A 16,936-nucleotide genomic window follows, 5' to 3' on the forward strand; every position below is an offset into this window, starting at 1 on the left:
GACGCATCATGGTGACGGGCTCCTGATGGAAATCGGGAGCACAGCATCAGCTGTCAGCTATCCGCTTGGAATGTGGGGTTCATGGAGCGGATACGATGGACCTTATGCAGCGCATCGCCGACACCCTGGGCATGACCCGCCTCGGGCACTTTTTCATACTGCTGGAGTTGCTGGCGGCCTGCGAAGATTATCAACTGCTGTCCGGTGCCACGACGCCGCAACTGGCCGACGAACACAACATCGATCGCACCAACCGCGCGGTGGATTACATCTTCGCTCACTACGCCCGCGAGTTGCCGCTGGAGGAAGTCGCCGAGCATCTGGGCATGAAGCCGACCTACTTCAGCCGCGTGTTCAAGCAGGCCACCGGGCGCTGCTTCATCGAGTTCGTCAATCGCCTGCGCATCAGCAAGTCCTGCGAACTGCTGGCCGATGGCCACAAACCGGTGACCGACGTGTGCTTCGAGTCAGGCTTCAACAATATCTCCAACTTCAACCGGCGTTTTCAGCAGCTCAAGGGCATGACGCCTTCGCATTACCGCAGATTGGTGGTGCAGCGATTGACCGAGCAAAATTTGGGGTAGCGAATAGATCTTTTGCTTTTGGAGCCATGAAACCTGTACGCATTCGAAACGCATCAGCGGCACAAACGCCGTTCTCTGCACTTCTCCACGAAAACCCCAGTGCAAAATAGTATCAATCCAAGTGCGATGGATGATTTGTCTCGCCCTCAATAGAAGGCTGTAATCAGCGCACATTCTTCCAGCCGTCGGAAGATACAAAAACAATAACTGTCCTTCTGTGGCCTTCGGGTGCAGAAAAGGAGTGCACGATGCAACCTTCTGTAAAAGCTCTGCTTGCCCTCACCTGCATGACCCTCAGCAGCGTCAGCCTTGGCGCCCAGACCCTGACGATCGCCACCGTCAACAACAGCGACATGATTCGCATGCAAAAGCTCTCGAAAACCTTCGAGGCCGAGCATCCGGACATCAAGCTCAACTGGGTGGTGCTCGAAGAAAACGTCCTGCGTCAGCGCCTGACCACTGACATCGCCACCCAGGGTGGACAGTTCGATGTACTGACCATCGGCATGTACGAAGCCGCACTGTGGGGCGCGAAAGGTTGGCTGGAGCCGATGAAGGATTTGCCGGCCAGCTACGCCCTCGACGATGTTTTTCCCTCGGTGCGCGATGGCCTGTCCGTCAAGGGGTCGCTGTATGCCTTGCCCTTCTACGCTGAAAGCTCCATCACCTATTACCGCACCGACCTGTTCAAGGACGCCGGCCTGACCATGCCCGAGCGCCCGACCTGGACCCAGATCGCCGAATTCGCCAACACACTCACCCACAAGGATAAGGAACAGTACGGTATCTGCCTGCGCGGCAAGGCAGGCTGGGGCGAGAACATGGCGCTGGTCACCACCGTGGCCAACGCCTACGGCGCACGTTGGTTCGATGAGCAGTGGAAAGCGCAATTCAACGGACCCGAATGGAAGAACGCGCTGAACTTCTACGTCGACACCATGAAGAAATCCGGACCACCTGGGGCATCGAGCAACGGCTTCAATGAAAACCTGGCGCTGTTCAACAGCGGCAAATGCGCGATCTGGGTCGATGCCAGCGTCGCCGGCTCGTTCGTCACCGACAAGACCCAGAGCAAGGTCAGCGACCACGTCGGTTTCACCTACGCGCCCCACGAGGTCACCGATAAAGGCTCGGCCTGGTTGTACTCCTGGGCACTGGCGATCCCGACCAGTTCCAAGGCCAAGGACGCGGCGAAAACCTTCAGTGCCTGGGCCACGTCCAGGGAATACGCTGCGTTGGTGGCACAAGAAGACGGCATTGCCAACGTGCCGCCAGGCACCCGCGCCTCGACTTACAGCGAGGCCTACTTAAGCGCGGCGCCATTTGCCAAGGTCACGCTGGAGTCGCTCAAGGCGGCGGACCCGGGCCAGCCAGGCGCCCGACCTGTTCCGTATATCGGCATTCAGTTGGTGACCATTCCAGAGTTCCAGGGTATCGGCACCCAGGTTGGCAAGTCGTTCTCGGCAGCGTTGATCGGCCAGACCACGGTCGACCAGGCCCTGGCCGCGGCCCAGCAAACCACCGAACGCGAGATGAAGCGCGCCGGGTATCCAAAATAATCCCGTCCCCCTTGCAGGAGCGAGGCTTGCCCGCGAAAGCGGTATGCCTGACACACCGCTTTGCGCGGGCCCGCCACGCTCCTACAGAGGATGTTCCCAATCGGTTCTGATCATCATGAATATTTCAACTGCCAAAGCTCACATGGACATTGTCCAACCCCAGCGCAAAAGTCGCGTGGCCAACCCCGGCTGGTTCCTCGTCAGCCCCTCGGTGGCCTTGTTGCTGTTGTGGATGATCGTGCCGCTGGGCATGACCCTGTACTTTTCGCTGATTCGCTACAACCTGCTCAATCCGGGTGAAAACGAATTCGTCGGGCTGGAGAACTTCGACTACTTCCTGACCGACTCCGGTTTCCTGCCAGGAGCCACCAATACCCTGTTGCTGGTGGGCAGTGTGTTGCTGATCAGCGTGGTGCTCGGTGTATTGATCAGTGCCCTGCTGGAGGCCAGCGAGTTTCTCGGTCGCGGCATCGTGCGGGTACTGCTGATCTCGCCGTTCTTCATCATGCCCACCGTTGGCGCGCTGATCTGGAAGAACCTGATTTTCCATCCGGTGTCGGGGATTCTCGCCTACGTCTGGAAACTGTTCGGTGCACAACCGGTGGACTGGTTGGCGCACTACCCGCTGCTGTCGATCATCATCATTGTCGCGTGGCAATGGCTGCCCTTCGCGATCCTGATCCTGATGACGGCGATGCAGTCGCAGGACTTGGAGCAGAAGGAAGCCGCGCGCCTCGATGGCGCCGGGCCCATTGCGATCTTCTGGCACCTGACGCTACCGCACCTGGCGCGACCGATTGCGGTGGTGGTGATGATCGAAACCATCTTCCTGCTCTCGGTGTTCGCGGAGATCTTCACCACCACCAACGGCGGCCCCGGCTACGCCTCGACCAACCTCGCGTACCTGATCTACAACCAGGCGCTGGTGCAGTTCGACGTCGGCATGGCCTCGGCGGGCGGCTTGATCGCGGTGGTGATCGCCAACATCGCGGCCATCGTGCTGGTGCGCATGATCGGCAAAAACCTGACTGACAAAGCCTGAGGCCCGCGCCATGACTCTTCAACAATCCCGTCGCCTGCAAAGCCTGCTGCTGGGCACCCTGGCCTGGGCCATCGCGATCCTGATCTTCTTCCCGATCTTCTGGATGGTGCTGACCAGCTTCAAGACCGAAATCGATGCGTTCGCCACACCGCCGCAGTTCATCTTCACCCCGACGCTGGAAAACTACCTGCACATCAACGAGCGCAGCGACTACTTCAGTTTCGCCTGGAACTCCGTGGTGATTTCCTTCAGCGCCACGGCCCTGTGCCTGCTGATCGCGGTGCCGGCAGCCTACTCCATGGCGTTCTACGAAACCCAGCGCACCAAGCGCACCTTGCTGTGGATGCTGTCTACCAAGATGCTGCCGCCGGTGGGCGTACTGATGCCGATCTACCTGCTGGCCAAGAGTTTCGGCCTGCTCGACACGCGGATCGCGCTGATCGTGATCTACACCCTGATCAACCTGCCGATCGTGGTCTGGATGATTTACACCTACTTCAAGGACATTCCGAAAGACATCCTCGAAGCCGCCCGCCTGGACGGTGCGACGCTGTGGCAGGAGATGGTCAGGGTGCTGCTGCCGATCGCCAAGGGTGGGCTGGCCTCGACCGTGCTGCTGTCGCTGATCCTGTGCTGGAACGAAGCATTCTGGTCGCTGAACCTGACCTCATCCAACGCCGCGCCACTGACCGCGTTGATCGCTTCGTACTCAAGTCCCGAAGGGTTGTTCTGGGCCAAGTTGTCGGCGGTCTCGACCCTGGCCTGCGCGCCGATCCTGATCTTCGGCTGGATCAGCCAGAAACAATTGGTGCGCGGGCTGTCGTTCGGCGCCGTGAAATGAATCCGTATGCCCGGCTCAACCGAATAACTACAAACGGAGGCCCATCCTCATGGCCAACCTGAAAATCAAGAATCTGCAAAAAGGCTTCGAAGGCTTTTCCATCATCAAGGGCATCGACCTGGAAGTGAACGACAAGGAGTTCGTGGTGTTCGTCGGCCCGTCCGGTTGCGGTAAATCCACCCTGCTGCGCCTGATCGCGGGGCTCGAAGAAGTCAGCGGCGGCACCATCGAGCTCGACGGCCGCGACATCACCGAAGTCAGCCCGGCCAAGCGCGACCTGGCGATGGTGTTCCAGACCTACGCCCTGTACCCGCACATGAGCGTGCGCAAGAACATGTCGTTTGCCCTCGACCTGGCCGGGGTGCCGAAAGCCGAGGTCGAGAAGAAAGTCTCTGATGCGGCGCGCATCCTTGAGCTCGGACCGATGCTCGAGCGCAAGCCCAAACAACTGTCAGGTGGCCAACGCCAACGCGTGGCGATTGGCCGCGCCATCGTGCGCAATCCGAAAATCTTCCTGTTCGACGAACCACTGTCCAACCTCGACGCCGCGCTACGGGTGCAGATGCGCCTTGAGCTGTTGCGCCTGCACAAAGACCTGCAAGCCACGATGATCTACGTGACCCACGACCAGGTCGAAGCGATGACCATGGCCGATAAAGTCGTGGTGCTCAATGGCGGCAAAATCGAACAGGTCGGCTCGCCACTGGACCTCTATCACCAACCGGCCAACCTGTTTGTCGCAGGCTTTCTCGGCACACCGAAAATGGGTTTCCTCAAGGGTCAGGTCAGCCGCGTCGACGGCCAGGGCTGCGAAGTGCAACTGGATGCCGGTACCCGCATCAGCCTGCCGCTCGGTGGCGCCAACCTGAAAGCCGGAAGCGCAGTTACCTTGGGTATTCGCCCGGAACATCTGGAACTGGCCGCACCCGGCGACTGCACGCTGCAGGTCACCGCTGACGTCAGCGAACGCCTGGGTAGCGATACCTTCTGCCACGTGCGCACAGCAAACGGCGAAGCCTTGACCCTGCGTGTGCGCGGCGACCTGGCCAGCCGCTACGGCGAGACCTTGAGCCTGCACCTGGATGCCAGCCACTGTCATTTATTCGATGCCGACGGCGTGGCGATGACCCGCCCGTTGCGCGTCGCCGCCTGATTCAGAGAGCCTGTGATGAAACTCGATAAACACAACCTGCAGCGCCTTGCACCCAAGGTGGCCCGGCCCGCCTACGCCCTGAGCGACACCCGCCAAGGCATTGCGCACATTGGCGTCGGCGGCTTCCACCGCGCCCACCAGGCGTATTACACCGATGCGTTGATGAACAAGGGCGAAGGCCTGGACTGGGCGATCTGCGGCGTCGGTCTGCGCGGCGAAGATCGCCGGGCCCGGGATGATCTGCAACAACAGGACTACCTGTTCACCTTGTTCGAGCTCGGCGATACCGACGATACCCAAGTGCGAATCATCGGAGCCATCCGCGACATGCTGCTGGCCGAAGACGATGCCCATGCGCTGATCGACAAACTCGCCAGCCCCGAGATCCGCATCGTTTCGCTGACGATCACCGAGGGTGGCTACTGCATCGATGACAGCAACGGCGAGTTCATGGCCCATCTGCCGCCGATCCAGCACGACCTGGCGAACCCGCACGCCCCGAAAACCGTGTTCGGCTTCCTCTGCGCCGCCCTGGCCAAACGCCGCGCGGCAGGCACGCCGGCATTCACCTTGATGTCCTGCGATAACCTGCCGCACAACGGCGCGGTCACCCGCACCGCCCTGCTGGCCTTCGCCGCCCTGCTGGATGCCGATCTGCGCGACTGGATCGAACGCAACGTGAGCTTCCCCAACGCCATGGTCGACCGCATTACGCCGATGACCAGCACCCGACACCGCCAGCAACTGGCCGACCGGCACGGGGTCGACGACGCCTGGCCGGTGGTCTGCGAACCGTTCGCGCAATGGGTTCTGGAGGACAAGTTCGTCAACGGCCGCCCGGCTTGGGAAAAGGTCGGCGTGCAGTTCACCGACGACGTCAGCCCCTACGAAGAAATGAAAATCAAGCTGCTCAACGGCAGTCACCTGGCCCTGACCTACCTGGGGTTCCTCAAGGGCTACCGCTTCGTCCACGAGACCATGAACGACCCGCTGTTCGTGCGCTACATGCGTGCCTACATGGACCTGGACGTGACGCCGCAGCTGTCGCCGGTGCCGGGGATCGACCTCACCGAGTACAAAGACACCCTGGTAGCACGCTTCTCCAACCAGGCGATTGCCGATCAGCTGGAGCGCGTGTGCTCGGACGGTTCGTCGAAGTTTCCCAAATTCACCGTGCCGACCATCAACCGCTTGATTGCCGATGGCCGGGAAACCAAACGCGCAGCGCTGGTCGTTGCAGCGTGGGCGTTGTATTTGAAGGGGGTGGATGAGCATGGCGAGACTTACGCCATTGCCGACCCAAGGGCGCCGTTCTGTCAGGCGCTGGTGGCGGAAGATGCGTTGATTACCCAGCGGTTGCTGGCGGTCGAGGAGATTTTTGGTACGCAGATTCCACGTTCGGCGGAGTTCGTGGCTGCGTTTGAGTGGTGTTGCAACAGTTTGCGCGATGTTGGGGTGACGCGCACGCTGGAGCGGGTTCTGGCGTGATGTCGGTGGTGTAACTACTGCCCGCTCGCGAATGGACTCACCGAGATAGACCTGACACACCAAGGATCTTGCATGACAAACCAACAACTCTACCTCGGCATCGACTGCGGCACCCAAGGCACCAAAGCCATCATCCTCGATGCGCTAAGCGGCCAGGTCCTGGGCCAGGGCGCCGCCGCGCACAAGTTGATCAGCGGCGCCAACGGTCGCCGTGAGCAAGACACGGCGCAATGGCTGGAGGCATTCAGCCTTGCCACCCGTCGAGCATTGCTGGCAGCGCAGGTCGATGGCCAGGACATCCTCGGCATCGGCGTCTCCGGCCAGCAACATGGCCTGGTGCTGCTCGACGATCAAGGCCAGGTCCTGCGCCCGGCCAAGCTCTGGTGCGACACCGAAACCACCGCGCAGAACGATCGACTGCTCAAACATCTGGGAGGCGAAAAAGGCTCTCTGGAACGTCTCGGTGTGGTGATTGCACCGGGCTACACGGTTTCAAAACTGCTCTGGACCCAGGAACAGCAACCCGATGTGTTTGCGCGCATCGCGCACATCCTGCTGCCCCACGACTACCTCAACTACTGGCTCACAGGTCGCAGCTGCAGCGAGTACGGCGATGCCTCGGGCACGGGTTACTTCAACGTGCGCACCCGCCAATGGGATGTGCAGCTACTTCGCGACATCGACCCCAGCGGGCGTCTGCAGGCTGCGCTGCCGGAACTGATCGATGCCCATCAAGCCGTCGGCACGCTGCTGCCGGGCATCGCCGAACACCTGGGCATCAACCCGCACGCACGGGTGTCCAGCGGCGGTGGCGACAACATGATGGGCGCCATCGGCACCGGCAACATCAAACCGGGTGCGATCACCATGAGCCTCGGCTCGTCCGGCACCGTGTACGCCTATGCCGAGCAACCGAAAGTCAGCGTGGACGCGGCAGTCGCTACGTTCTGTTCATCCAGCGGCGGTTGGTTGCCGTTGATTTGCACCATGAACCTGACCAACGCCACGGGGCTGGTTCGAGAATTGTTCGATCTGGATATCGAGCATTTCAATGCCCTCGTTGCCCAGGCCCCCATCGGCGCCGAAGGGGTGAGCATGCTGCCGTTCCTCAACGGCGAACGCGTCCCTGCCCTGCCCCATGCCACCGGCAGCCTACTGGGACTGACCATGACCAACCTGACCCGGGCCAACCTGTGTCGCGCCGTTGTGGAAGGCACGACCTTCGGTTTGCGTTACGGACTGGACCTGCTGCGCCACAATGGCTTACAAAGCCTGCGCATCTGCCTGATCGGTGGTGGCGCCAGGAGCGCGGTGTGGCGGCAGATCGTCGCCGACACGATGAACATGACAGTCGTCTGCCCCGAGCAAAGCGAAGCCGCTGCCCTTGGTGCGGCGATTCAGGCGGCCTGGTGCAAGTCCCTGGCAGACGGACATGAGGATAGCCTGGCGGATTTGTGCGAGCGCTGTGTGAAGCTCGACCCGGCCAGTGAAACCATGCCGATCACGGAAAACGTGGCGGCCACCCGGTTGGCCTACGAACGCTATCGACAACATGTCGCAACCCTATAAAGAGCGAACAACTATGTATCTGGTGTGTGGCGAAGCGCTGTTCGATTTCTTTAGTGAAAACGACGCCAGCGGCCTGGCTTCAAAAGTGAATTTCAAGGCCATCGCCGGTGGCTCGCCGTTCAACGTTGCGGTGGGCTTGCGTCGTTTGGGCGTGGAAGCTGCGTTGTTTGCCGGCTTGTCCACTGACTACCTCGGCCGGCGCTTGCTCCAGGTGTTGGAGGAAGAAGGCGTGTGCACGGATTATCTGGTGGAGTTTGCCGCACCAACCACCCTGGCGATGGTCGCGGTCGGGGCCAATGGCTCGCCGCACTACAGCTTCCGCGGCGAAGGCTGCGCGGATCGGCAACTGCAACCTGGGCATCTACCGACATTGGGGCTGCAAGTGCGCGGCCTGCACATCGGTTCGTTTTCCCTGGTGGTGCAACCGATTGCCGACACGCTGCTGGAGCTGGTACGCCGGGAAAGCGCAAAGCGCCTGATCAGCCTTGATCCGAACGTGCGGCTTAACCCGGAGCCGAACATCGAGCTGTGGCGTTCGCGGGTTGCCGCCCTGGCCGAGCATGCCGATCTGATCAAGGTCAGCGATGAGGATCTAAGCCTGCTGTACCCCGGGCAGGACCCGGCGCGGGTGTTCGAGGGCTGGCTGCAACACCGCTGCCAGCTGGTGTTCCTGACCCGTGGTGGCGAAGGCGCGACGGTATTCAGTCGGGACCACGGTTCATGGTCGGTGCCGGCCTGCGCGGTGATCATCGCCGACACCGTGGGTGCCGGCGATACCTTCCAGGCGGCGTTGATTGCCTGGCTGACCGAACAGCGGCTGGATTCGGTCGAGGGGGTACGGCAACTGAGTCGCCAGCAGATCGACTCGATGGTGAGGTTTGCGGTGCAGGCGGCTGCGCTGACGTGCAGCAAGACCGGGCCGGATTTGCCGTATCGGCATGAGGTGGAGATGCGTTGAGTTGATTTGATCGCTCCCACGCAAATGCAGCGATTGCGCCAGGGCGCAATCAGCCAGAAATAGCCTTCATCCGCTCCTGTAGAGGACCGGGCTGAAGTGAACACGCGGGGTGAGCGGCAATGATGGCAGAAGGCTTTTTCTCACTGAAGACGACTTTAGTCTCAATAGTGACCGCTTTAAATTGATAAATGCCGCCGAACGGTAGTGGCAGTACGACAGGTGGCGTTCAGCCGGGTTAACCAATGCTTAATCGCGTAGTCCAACACTTTACTGGACCGCACGCCCTCGGAGCCCTCTGACGACCAGTGCGGCAGGTTCGACGACACGTCGAGCTAACTTGCATCCGCACTGGAGATTGCCCCATGAACTCGCGCGCCCTGCTCGTTTCAATCGCCCTTGTCTGTGCATCATCGACCGGCGTTGCACAGGCCAATGACACCTCCACACAAAACGTGCCTTCCTACCACTACGGCATGCCATTGCACGTGGGCAAAGTGATTGCGCTGAGCGAACCCACCACCCTGGACTGCGAAGTGATTACCGCGACGATGAAGTACATCGACTCACAATCGGGCCAACCTGAAGAAATCGCCTATCGAAAACTTTCCGACGCTTGCAGTTATCAGAACTGAGGAAAAGTAGGGAACAGTTCCTTGCTGACCTGGGGCGTGTTGCCCGATTGGTTGCTGGCGCAGGGTCTGGCGCTTTACCAGACCCGGCGCGCACTGGCGGAACTTGAAACGAAGATTTAAAGCGCTTTGCGCATCCCCTGGGTATTTCCGGGTTCCGTGTGGTGATGCTGAAGATCGTAACGCAGCGTGGCTATCAGTTCGTTGATTTCCCGACAGCCATTGAGTTGCTGGGCGTTTATCCCGGTTTTCACCAGATCGATCTGATCGGTTTCCCCATCCGCAAACACTTTTACAGTCATGGACAAATCAGGCGATAGCGTGCATTGACAGCGTCTCGGGAGAAAACTGCTTTCAATGATATTGCGAAGTTCCAAGGCAGAAAGAAACATGGCGACCCTCTCCGTTGTGAGACTGCCAATTAACCATCGACACTGACTCATATGAAATCCCGGTCAGCTTAAGAACAGATACAGCATAAAACATGCCTTGAATTTCGCAGTGCAGTTCATCGGTAATTCAAGGACTTATTGTAAGATCTCGCAAAAACGCTCATGCAAATTGCGAAAAAGGCCCTTGGCGGCCCTGCAATTTGCACTCTGAGGCGTAGGATTTGCATTGGCCACTGCCGCCGTCGAGAATAACGGCCAGCCAATTCAGTATTCGCTCACCCCACATTTACGCAAGGAGGCATCATGGGTTCATCGACCCTCAGCACCACCGTCGGGCTAATCGCCGTCACGCTGTCGAGCATTGTCCACGGGGCAAAACTCGAAGAAGTTGCGCCCTTCCCGAAGCCGGAAAGTGGTTTCACCCGCCAGGTCATTCATCTCGCCCCGCAAACCCGTGAAGACGACTTCCAGGTCCAGATCCTTGCTGGCAAGACCCTGGAGGTCGACTGCAACCGCCAACGCCTAGGCGGCATTCTCGAAGAGAAGAACCTCGAAGGTTGGGGGTATCCGTTCTACCGCCTGGAAAAAGTCATCGGCCCGATGAGTACGCTGATGGCCTGCCCGGATGGCAAGCGCCAACAGGATTTCGTACCGGTGGTCGGTGACGGTTTCATGCTGCGCTACAACAGCAAACTGCCGATCGTGCTCTATGTGCCCAAGGACGTCGAGGTTCGCTACCGGGTCTGGTCGGCCTCGAGCAAGGTCGAGAAGGCTGTCGAGGAATAACTGCCACTTGTACATCGGGCCCCAACTCAGACCCCGATCGTTTCCACACGCGGGAGACCGGGTGAGCGTTACTTCAACCCGATCCTGTACAACGCCCCATTCTCTTCATCGGTCAGCACATACAAATACCCATCCGGCCCTTGCCGCACATCGCGGATGCGCTTGTCGAGCTCGCCCAGCAAGCGCTCTTCGTGAATCACCTTGTCGCCGTCGAACTGCAGGCGGATCAGCTCCCGGGTCACCAAGGCACCCATGAACGCGTTGTGCTGCCAGGCCTTGAAACGGTCGCCGTCGTAGAACGCCAAACCGCTCAGACCCGGGGATTTTTCCCAGACATGATGCGGCCCGAGGGTGCCTTCGGCGGTTTTGCCTTTGGCTTCGGGAATCGGCTGACCCGAGTAATTGACGCCATGGGTGGCCAGCGGCCAACCGTAATTCTTGCCGCGTTCGATGATGTTGACCTCATCCCCGCCCAGGGGACCGTGTTCGTTTTCCCAGAGCGTGCCGGTCCAGGGGTTGAGCGCCGCGCCTTGCGGGTTGCGAACGCCGTAGGCCCATATTTCCGGGCGCACGCCGGCCTGGGAGGCAAAGGGGTTGTCGTCGGGCACATTACCGTCCGGATAGATCCTGACGACCTTGCCCTGCAACTTGTCGAGGTCCTGGGCGGTGGGTCGGTCGTTGTTTTCCCCCAGGGTAACGAACAGATAGCCGTCCCGGTCGAACACCAGCCGCGAACCAAAATGGTTGCCCACCGAGAGCTTGGGCTCCTGGCGGAAGATCACCCGGAAATCCTTCAGCGTCGTCAGGTCTTCGGACAGCCGGCCACGGCCGACTGCGGTGCCTGCCTTGCCACCCTGGCCACCGCCTTCGGCATAGGACAGGTAAATCATCCGGTCCTGCTTGAAGTCGGGTGACAGCGCCACATCCAGCAAGCCGCCCTGGCCCTTGGCCCAGACCTTGGGCACGCCGTTGAGCGGCGCTGATAACTTGCCCTCGGCGGTCACTACGCGCAGGTTGCCCGCTCGCTCCGTGACCAGCATGCCCTGGCGATCCGGCAGGAAGGCCAACGCCCAGGGGTGCTCAAGTCCTGTGGCGATAGGCGTCACCTCAAGGGTGCCCTGCTCGCTTTGCATTTCTTGAGCAGTCGCTGCCAGTACAGGCGCGCCGATGGCTAACAGGGTGCCGGCGCAGACGGCGGCCAGGAGGCTTTTACACAACATGCACGATTCCTTTTGTCTGAGGATGGGTAACCGTTCAAGGGCTGCGGGGAGGTGGGTTGGGAATGAACTTCGGGGGACTGGCGGGCACCGAGGGACTCTGCGGATAACGGTTGCCAATGCCGCCGTTGTCGAGGGTCGGCGGCCGCGGTACCGGCACCGTATTCGGCCCGCGGATGGCCGGGGCACTGGGCTGGCTGCCTTGCATGCTGTTGGGGTTGGCCCGGCGGATCGGGCTGTTGTAGGGATTGTTGTGGGTACTGCCCGGCAGGTTTTGCACCACCTGTAACGGTGTGTCGGGTGAAGCGACGCCGGCCTGGGCCAGGTGGCCGAGTACGCCGCTCAATGCCAGCACGACAAGGCCAGGTACACATCGGTTCATGGGCGAGCCTCGCGACGGATGCGTGAATTAAGTCTTCGATAGCACGCTACGCCTGGGGTTCGCATTTGTTAACCCAAACTTGCCGGCAAGATGTAACACGAGGTTGATGCACCGCCAGGCGGGCCTGCAGGCCGCGGAAACTTTTGCGCCAGGCCCAAGGTCACCTGAACATCACTTTAGGAAAGACGACCATGGCAAGGGCAATCTGGAAAGGCGCGATCAGTTTCGGGTTGGTGCATATCCCTGTGGCGCTGGTTTCGGCGACATCCTCCCAAGGGGTGGATTTCGACTGGCTGGACAGTCGCAGCATGGACCCGGTGGGCTATAAGCGCGTCAATAAAGTCACCGGCAAGGAAGTCACCAAAGAGCACATCGTCAAAGGCGTGCAATACGAAAAGGGCCGCTACGTGGTGCTCAGCGAAGAGGAGATTCGCTCGGCGCATCCGCTGTCGACCCAGACCATCGATATCTTTGCCTTCGTCGACAGCGAGCAGATCCCCCTGCAGAACATCGACACGCCCTACTACCTGGCACCGGATAAGCGCGGCGGCAAGGTCTACGCCCTATTGCGCGAAACCCTGACCAAGACCAACAAAGTCGCGCTGGCCCGCGTCGTGCTGCATACCCGCCAGTACCTGGCGGCCTTGATGCCTCTGGAGTCGGCGATGGTTCTGGTGAAGCTGCGCTGGCCGGCGGAAGTGCGCAGCCTGGACGAGCTGGCATTAGGCCCGGACGTGACCAAGGCCGAATTGGCCAAGGGCGAACTGGACATGGCCAAGCGCCTGGTAGAGGACATGAGTGTCGAGTGGTCGCCGGACGATTACCGGGACGAATTCGAAGACAAGATCATGGCCCTGGTGGACAAGAAGGCGCATGAAGGCAAGATCGAGGATGTTGAAACCGCCACTGGCGAAGAGGAACGCAAGACGGCGGATGTCATTGATTTGACCGAGTTGCTCAAGCGCAGTCTGGGTGGCAAGGGGGGGAGCAAACCTGCTGCCAAGGCCAAGTCAACGACTAAACCGGTTGCGAGGAAAAAAGTTAGCAAATGATGTACCGGACCTTCCGGCCCCATCGCGGGCGAGCCCGCTCCCACGGTGATAGGCGGCGTTCACAAAACCTGTGGGAGCGAGCTCGCCCGCGATGACGTCAGTTTGACAAACGAATGAATCAGACCAGAACAAAAATCGCCAGCAACCCACCAAAGAACGCCCACTTCTGCAGGTAATAAAGCTTGCGATTACGCTTCTTCAAGGCTTTGGCGCGCAGGCGGATCTTGTAGATCCTGCCGAACAGGCGGTTGAGGCCTCCGGTCCTGTCACCCGCTTCATTGGGCGCACCGGCTGCCGACATCACATGGCGGCTGAACCAGCCATTGAACGCAGCAGCCCAACGATACTTCATCGGACGCTCGACATCGCAAAACAGGATGATGCGGTTCTGGTCAGTGGTGTTCTCTGCGTAATGAATGAACGTCTCATCGAACATCACCGCTTCACCGTCGCGCCAGTGATAGCTCTGGCCATCGACGTTGATGTAGCAACCGGCATCATTGGGCGTTTCCAGGCCCAGGTGATACCGGTAGGAACCGGCATAGGGGTCGCGATGGCGAACCAGTTTCGAACCCGGCGGCAACTCGGCGAACATCGCCGCCTTGATCGAGCCGATACTCTGCACCAGTTCGGTGGTGCGCGGGCACAGCTTCATGGCCGACGGGTGGCTGTCGCCGTACCACTTGAGGTAAAAGCGTTTCCAGCCGGTCTTGAAGAAGGAGTTGAAGCCGACGTCATCGTAATCATTGGAGCGCTTGATCTCCCCCGCCTTCAGCAGATTCTGGCCTTCGGCGCGAATTTCTTGCCAATGGGTCTGCAGCGGCGTCAGGTCGGGAAAATCCGTGGGGTTGAGAAACGGTTTGTTGGGGATCTTCGAGAACAGATAAAGGAAGCAATTGATCGGCGCCAGGAACGTCGAGTGGTCGCTCAGTTGGCGACCCAGCTTGTGGCGTACGCGACCGCGCAGGTGGACATACGCGATGGATACTACGTAGACAGCGGCAATGATGAGTTTCACGGAAATCGTCACACGTCAGAGGTGAACAAACTGCGCCCCTGGCAACCAAATCACCTGTGGAGCTTGCGCAGCGTTTGAAAACCAGAAAACTGTCCCGAAGGACCGTCCTTGAGCCGATGCCAACGTTTGGCATCAAGTGAAAGATGGCATTTTAGCCATCGCCTGTAACCAATTGTTAGCTTTCAGATGTGAAAATCTGTCCGTTGATACCGTCAATGCGTCGGTGCGGCCTTATTGCCCTATCGTTTATATAGCCAGACCAGTACAATCGCCGCCAAACTTTACGCGCCCCCCTTGGTTGATGACGGGAATTCCCGGCCTCAGCGCACTTTGACTCGGGCCAAGCGCTCCTTATGCTGCTGTCCACTTATTGCCAGATGGATCTTGCGCTGCTGACCGGGATGCATGTCCCATGGTCGAACAGCGTGAACAGGTACTGAATCGGTACTGCCGCAACCCTAGCTACTCTGAATGCTTCGCAGGAAAAACCTTTGATTTCTACAGCTAACATCACGATGCAGTTCGGCGCCAAGCCGTTGTTCGAAAACGTTTCGGTCAAATTCAACGGCGGCAACCGCTATGGCTTGATCGGCGCCAACGGTTGCGGCAAGTCGACGTTCATGAAGATCCTGGGCGGTGACCTCGAGCCGTCCGGCGGCCAGGTCATGCTGGAACCGAACGTGCGCCTGGGTAAATTGCGCCAGGACCAGTTCGCCTACGAAGAATTCACCGTGATCGACACCGTGATCATGGGTCACGAAGAGCTGTGGAAGGTCAAGGCCGAGCGCGATCGCATCTACTCGCTGCCGGAAATGAGCGAAGCCGACGGCATGGCCGTGGCCGAGCTGGAAACCGAGTTCGCCGAAATGGACGGCTACACCGCCGAATCCCGCGCCGGTGAATTGCTGCTGGGCCTGGGTATTCCCCTGGAACAGCATTTCGGCCCGATGACCGAAGTCGCGCCAGGCTGGAAACTGCGCGTGCTGCTGGCCCAGGCGCTGTTCTCCGATCCGGAAGTGCTGTTGCTCGACGAACCGACCAACCACCTGGACATCAACACCATTCGTTGGCTGGAAACCATTCTCACGGCGCGTAACAGCACCATGATTATCATTTCCCACGACCGTCACTTCCTCAACAGCGTCTGCACCCACATGGCCGACCTGGACTACGGTGAGCTGCGCCTGTTCCCGGGCAACTACGACGAGTACATGACCGCGGCGACTCAGTCCCGTGAGCAATTGCTGTCGGACAACGCCAAGAAGAAAGCCCAGATCGCCGAACTGCAAACCTTCGTCAGCCGCTTCTCGGCCAACGCCTCGAAAGCCAAGCAGGCCACTTCCCGTGCCAAGCAGATCGACAAGATCCAGCTGGCCGAAGTCAAGCCATCGAGCCGCGTGAGCCCGTTCATTCGTTTCGAACAGACCAAGAAGCTGCACCGCCAGGCCGTGACCATCGAGCAGATGTCCAAGGGCTTCGACGGCAAGACCCTGTTCAAGAACTTCAGCTTCACCGTCGAAGCCGGCGAGCGCGTGGCGATCATCGGCCCGAACGGTATCGGCAAGACTACCCTGCTGCGTACCTTGATGGGCGAACTGACCCCGGACGCCGGCTCGGTGAAATGGACCGAAAGCGCGGAACTGGGCTACTACGCCCAGGACCACGCCCACGACTTCGAAGACGACGTCAGCCTGTTCGACTGGATGGGCCAGTGGACCCAGGGCGAGCAGATCATTCGTGGCACCCTGGGGCGGATGCTGTTCTCCAACGACGAGATCCTCAAGTCGGTCAAGGTCATCTCCGGTGGTGAGCAAGGTCGCATGCTGTTCGGCAAGCTGATCCTGCAAAAGCCGAACGTGCTGGTGATGGACGAACCGACCAACCACCTGGACATGGAATCGATCGAAGCGCTCAACCTGGCGCTGGAAAACTACCCGGGCACGCTGATCTTCGTCAGCCACGACCGTGAGTTCGTGTCGTCGCTTGCTACCCGCATCATCGAGTTGAGCCCTAACGGCGTGACCGACTTCAGCGGCACCTATGACGATTACCTGCGTAGCCAGGGTGTGGTGTTCTAAGGGCAGCTTCAAGCCTTTAGCTGCGAGTGAAAAGCCCTGTCCATGTGACAGGGCTTTTTGCATTTCACAGATGGGATTTTGGTGGGCTTGCTCCTGGCGGCGTTCCGACGAAGAGGCCCTCAAGAACAGCGATAATTAGTTAGCCTGCTTTCTTTTATTTCACGGTCACGCCATCATGCAGTTCTCCC

General features: G+C 59.8%; 15 protein-coding genes and 1 pseudogene. 12 read left to right on the forward strand and 4 right to left on the reverse strand.

From position 1 onward, the window contains the following. Positions 1–101: 101 nt before the first annotated feature. The 9 genes and pseudogenes from ACIO0C_RS22040 to ACIO0C_RS22080 form a co-directional block, all read left to right on the forward strand. Positions 102–584: pseudogene (locus ACIO0C_RS22040) on the forward strand (helix-turn-helix transcriptional regulator); the annotation flags it as partial. A gap of 248 nt (positions 585–832) precedes the next feature. Continuing rightward, entirely contained in the window at positions 833–2,143 is a 1,311-nt protein-coding gene (locus ACIO0C_RS22045; protein WP_401315214.1) for an ABC transporter substrate-binding protein, read from the forward strand. Between the two features lie 142 nt (positions 2,144–2,285). Continuing rightward, positions 2,286–3,185, forward strand: a complete 900-nt coding sequence (locus ACIO0C_RS22050) for a carbohydrate ABC transporter permease (RefSeq protein ID WP_401315340.1) — start codon at positions 2,286–2,288, stop codon at positions 3,183–3,185. Between the two features lie 10 nt (positions 3,186–3,195). Beyond that, positions 3,196–4,026, forward strand: a complete 831-nt coding sequence (locus ACIO0C_RS22055; protein WP_401315216.1) for a carbohydrate ABC transporter permease — start codon at positions 3,196–3,198, stop codon at positions 4,024–4,026. Between the two features lie 49 nt (positions 4,027–4,075). Further along, positions 4,076–5,179 carry an ABC transporter ATP-binding protein gene (locus tag ACIO0C_RS22060; protein WP_401315218.1) on the forward strand — a complete coding sequence of 368 codons (1,104 nt, stop codon included), beginning with the start codon at positions 4,076–4,078 and terminating at the stop codon, positions 5,177–5,179. A 15-nt stretch (positions 5,180–5,194) separates the two neighbouring features. Then, a complete protein-coding gene (locus tag ACIO0C_RS22065) occupies positions 5,195–6,667 on the forward strand; it encodes a mannitol dehydrogenase family protein (protein WP_401315219.1) in 1,473 nt (490 codons plus the stop codon). Positions 6,668–6,739: 72 nt separating this feature from the next. After that, positions 6,740–8,236, forward strand: coding sequence for a xylulokinase (gene xylB, locus ACIO0C_RS22070; RefSeq protein ID WP_401315221.1), 1,497 nt, complete (start codon positions 6,740–6,742; stop codon positions 8,234–8,236). 13 nt (positions 8,237–8,249) lie between these two features. Continuing rightward, positions 8,250–9,194, forward strand: coding sequence for a carbohydrate kinase (locus ACIO0C_RS22075; protein WP_401315222.1), 945 nt, complete (start codon positions 8,250–8,252; stop codon positions 9,192–9,194). Positions 9,195–9,556: 362 nt separating this feature from the next. Next, the gene (locus ACIO0C_RS22080; RefSeq protein ID WP_401315223.1) at positions 9,557–9,826 is read left to right on the forward strand and encodes a DUF2790 domain-containing protein; all 270 of its coding nucleotides are present in this window, start codon (positions 9,557–9,559) and stop codon (positions 9,824–9,826) included. A 116-nt stretch (positions 9,827–9,942) separates the two neighbouring features. On the opposite strand, the gene ACIO0C_RS22085 is transcribed toward ACIO0C_RS22080, so the two are convergent. Beyond that, on the reverse strand, positions 9,943–10,215 hold the full coding sequence (locus ACIO0C_RS22085) for a DUF1652 domain-containing protein (RefSeq protein ID WP_401315225.1): 273 nt from the start codon (positions 10,213–10,215) through the stop codon (positions 9,943–9,945). A 303-nt stretch (positions 10,216–10,518) separates the two neighbouring features. Between ACIO0C_RS22085 and eco the strand changes: the two genes are divergently transcribed. Beyond that, the gene (gene eco, locus ACIO0C_RS22090; RefSeq protein ID WP_401315227.1) at positions 10,519–11,001 is read left to right on the forward strand and encodes a serine protease inhibitor ecotin; all 483 of its coding nucleotides are present in this window, start codon (positions 10,519–10,521) and stop codon (positions 10,999–11,001) included. 68 nt (positions 11,002–11,069) lie between these two features. Here eco and ACIO0C_RS22095 read toward each other — a convergent pair whose 3' ends face one another. After that, positions 11,070–12,221 (reverse strand): PQQ-dependent sugar dehydrogenase, encoded by a 1,152-nt coding sequence (locus ACIO0C_RS22095; protein WP_401315228.1) that lies wholly within the window; start codon positions 12,219–12,221, stop codon positions 11,070–11,072. A gap of 34 nt (positions 12,222–12,255) precedes the next feature. Then, entirely contained in the window at positions 12,256–12,600 is a 345-nt protein-coding gene (locus ACIO0C_RS22100; RefSeq protein WP_401315230.1) for a hypothetical protein, read from the reverse strand. Positions 12,601–12,791: 191 nt separating this feature from the next. On the opposite strand from ACIO0C_RS22100, the gene ACIO0C_RS22105 reads away from it, so the two are divergent. Then, positions 12,792–13,652: a Ku protein gene (locus ACIO0C_RS22105; RefSeq protein WP_401315231.1), complete on the forward strand. Its 861-nt coding sequence runs from the start codon at positions 12,792–12,794 to the stop codon at positions 13,650–13,652. A gap of 118 nt (positions 13,653–13,770) precedes the next feature. Here the strand turns inward: ACIO0C_RS22105 and lpxO are convergent, their stop codons facing one another. Then, positions 13,771–14,670: a lipid A hydroxylase LpxO gene (gene lpxO, locus ACIO0C_RS22110; protein ID WP_401315232.1), complete on the reverse strand. Its 900-nt coding sequence runs from the start codon at positions 14,668–14,670 to the stop codon at positions 13,771–13,773. A 491-nt stretch (positions 14,671–15,161) separates the two neighbouring features. Here lpxO and ACIO0C_RS22115 point away from each other — a divergent pair, with 491 nt between their 5' ends. Next, the gene (locus ACIO0C_RS22115) at positions 15,162–16,748 is read left to right on the forward strand and encodes an ABC-F family ATPase (protein ID WP_175389941.1); all 1,587 of its coding nucleotides are present in this window, start codon (positions 15,162–15,164) and stop codon (positions 16,746–16,748) included. The last annotated feature ends 188 nt before the right edge of the window (positions 16,749–16,936 follow it).

This window comes from Pseudomonas sp. NPDC087336, assembly GCF_044744285.1.
GTDB lineage: Bacteria > Pseudomonadota > Gammaproteobacteria > Pseudomonadales > Pseudomonadaceae > Aquipseudomonas.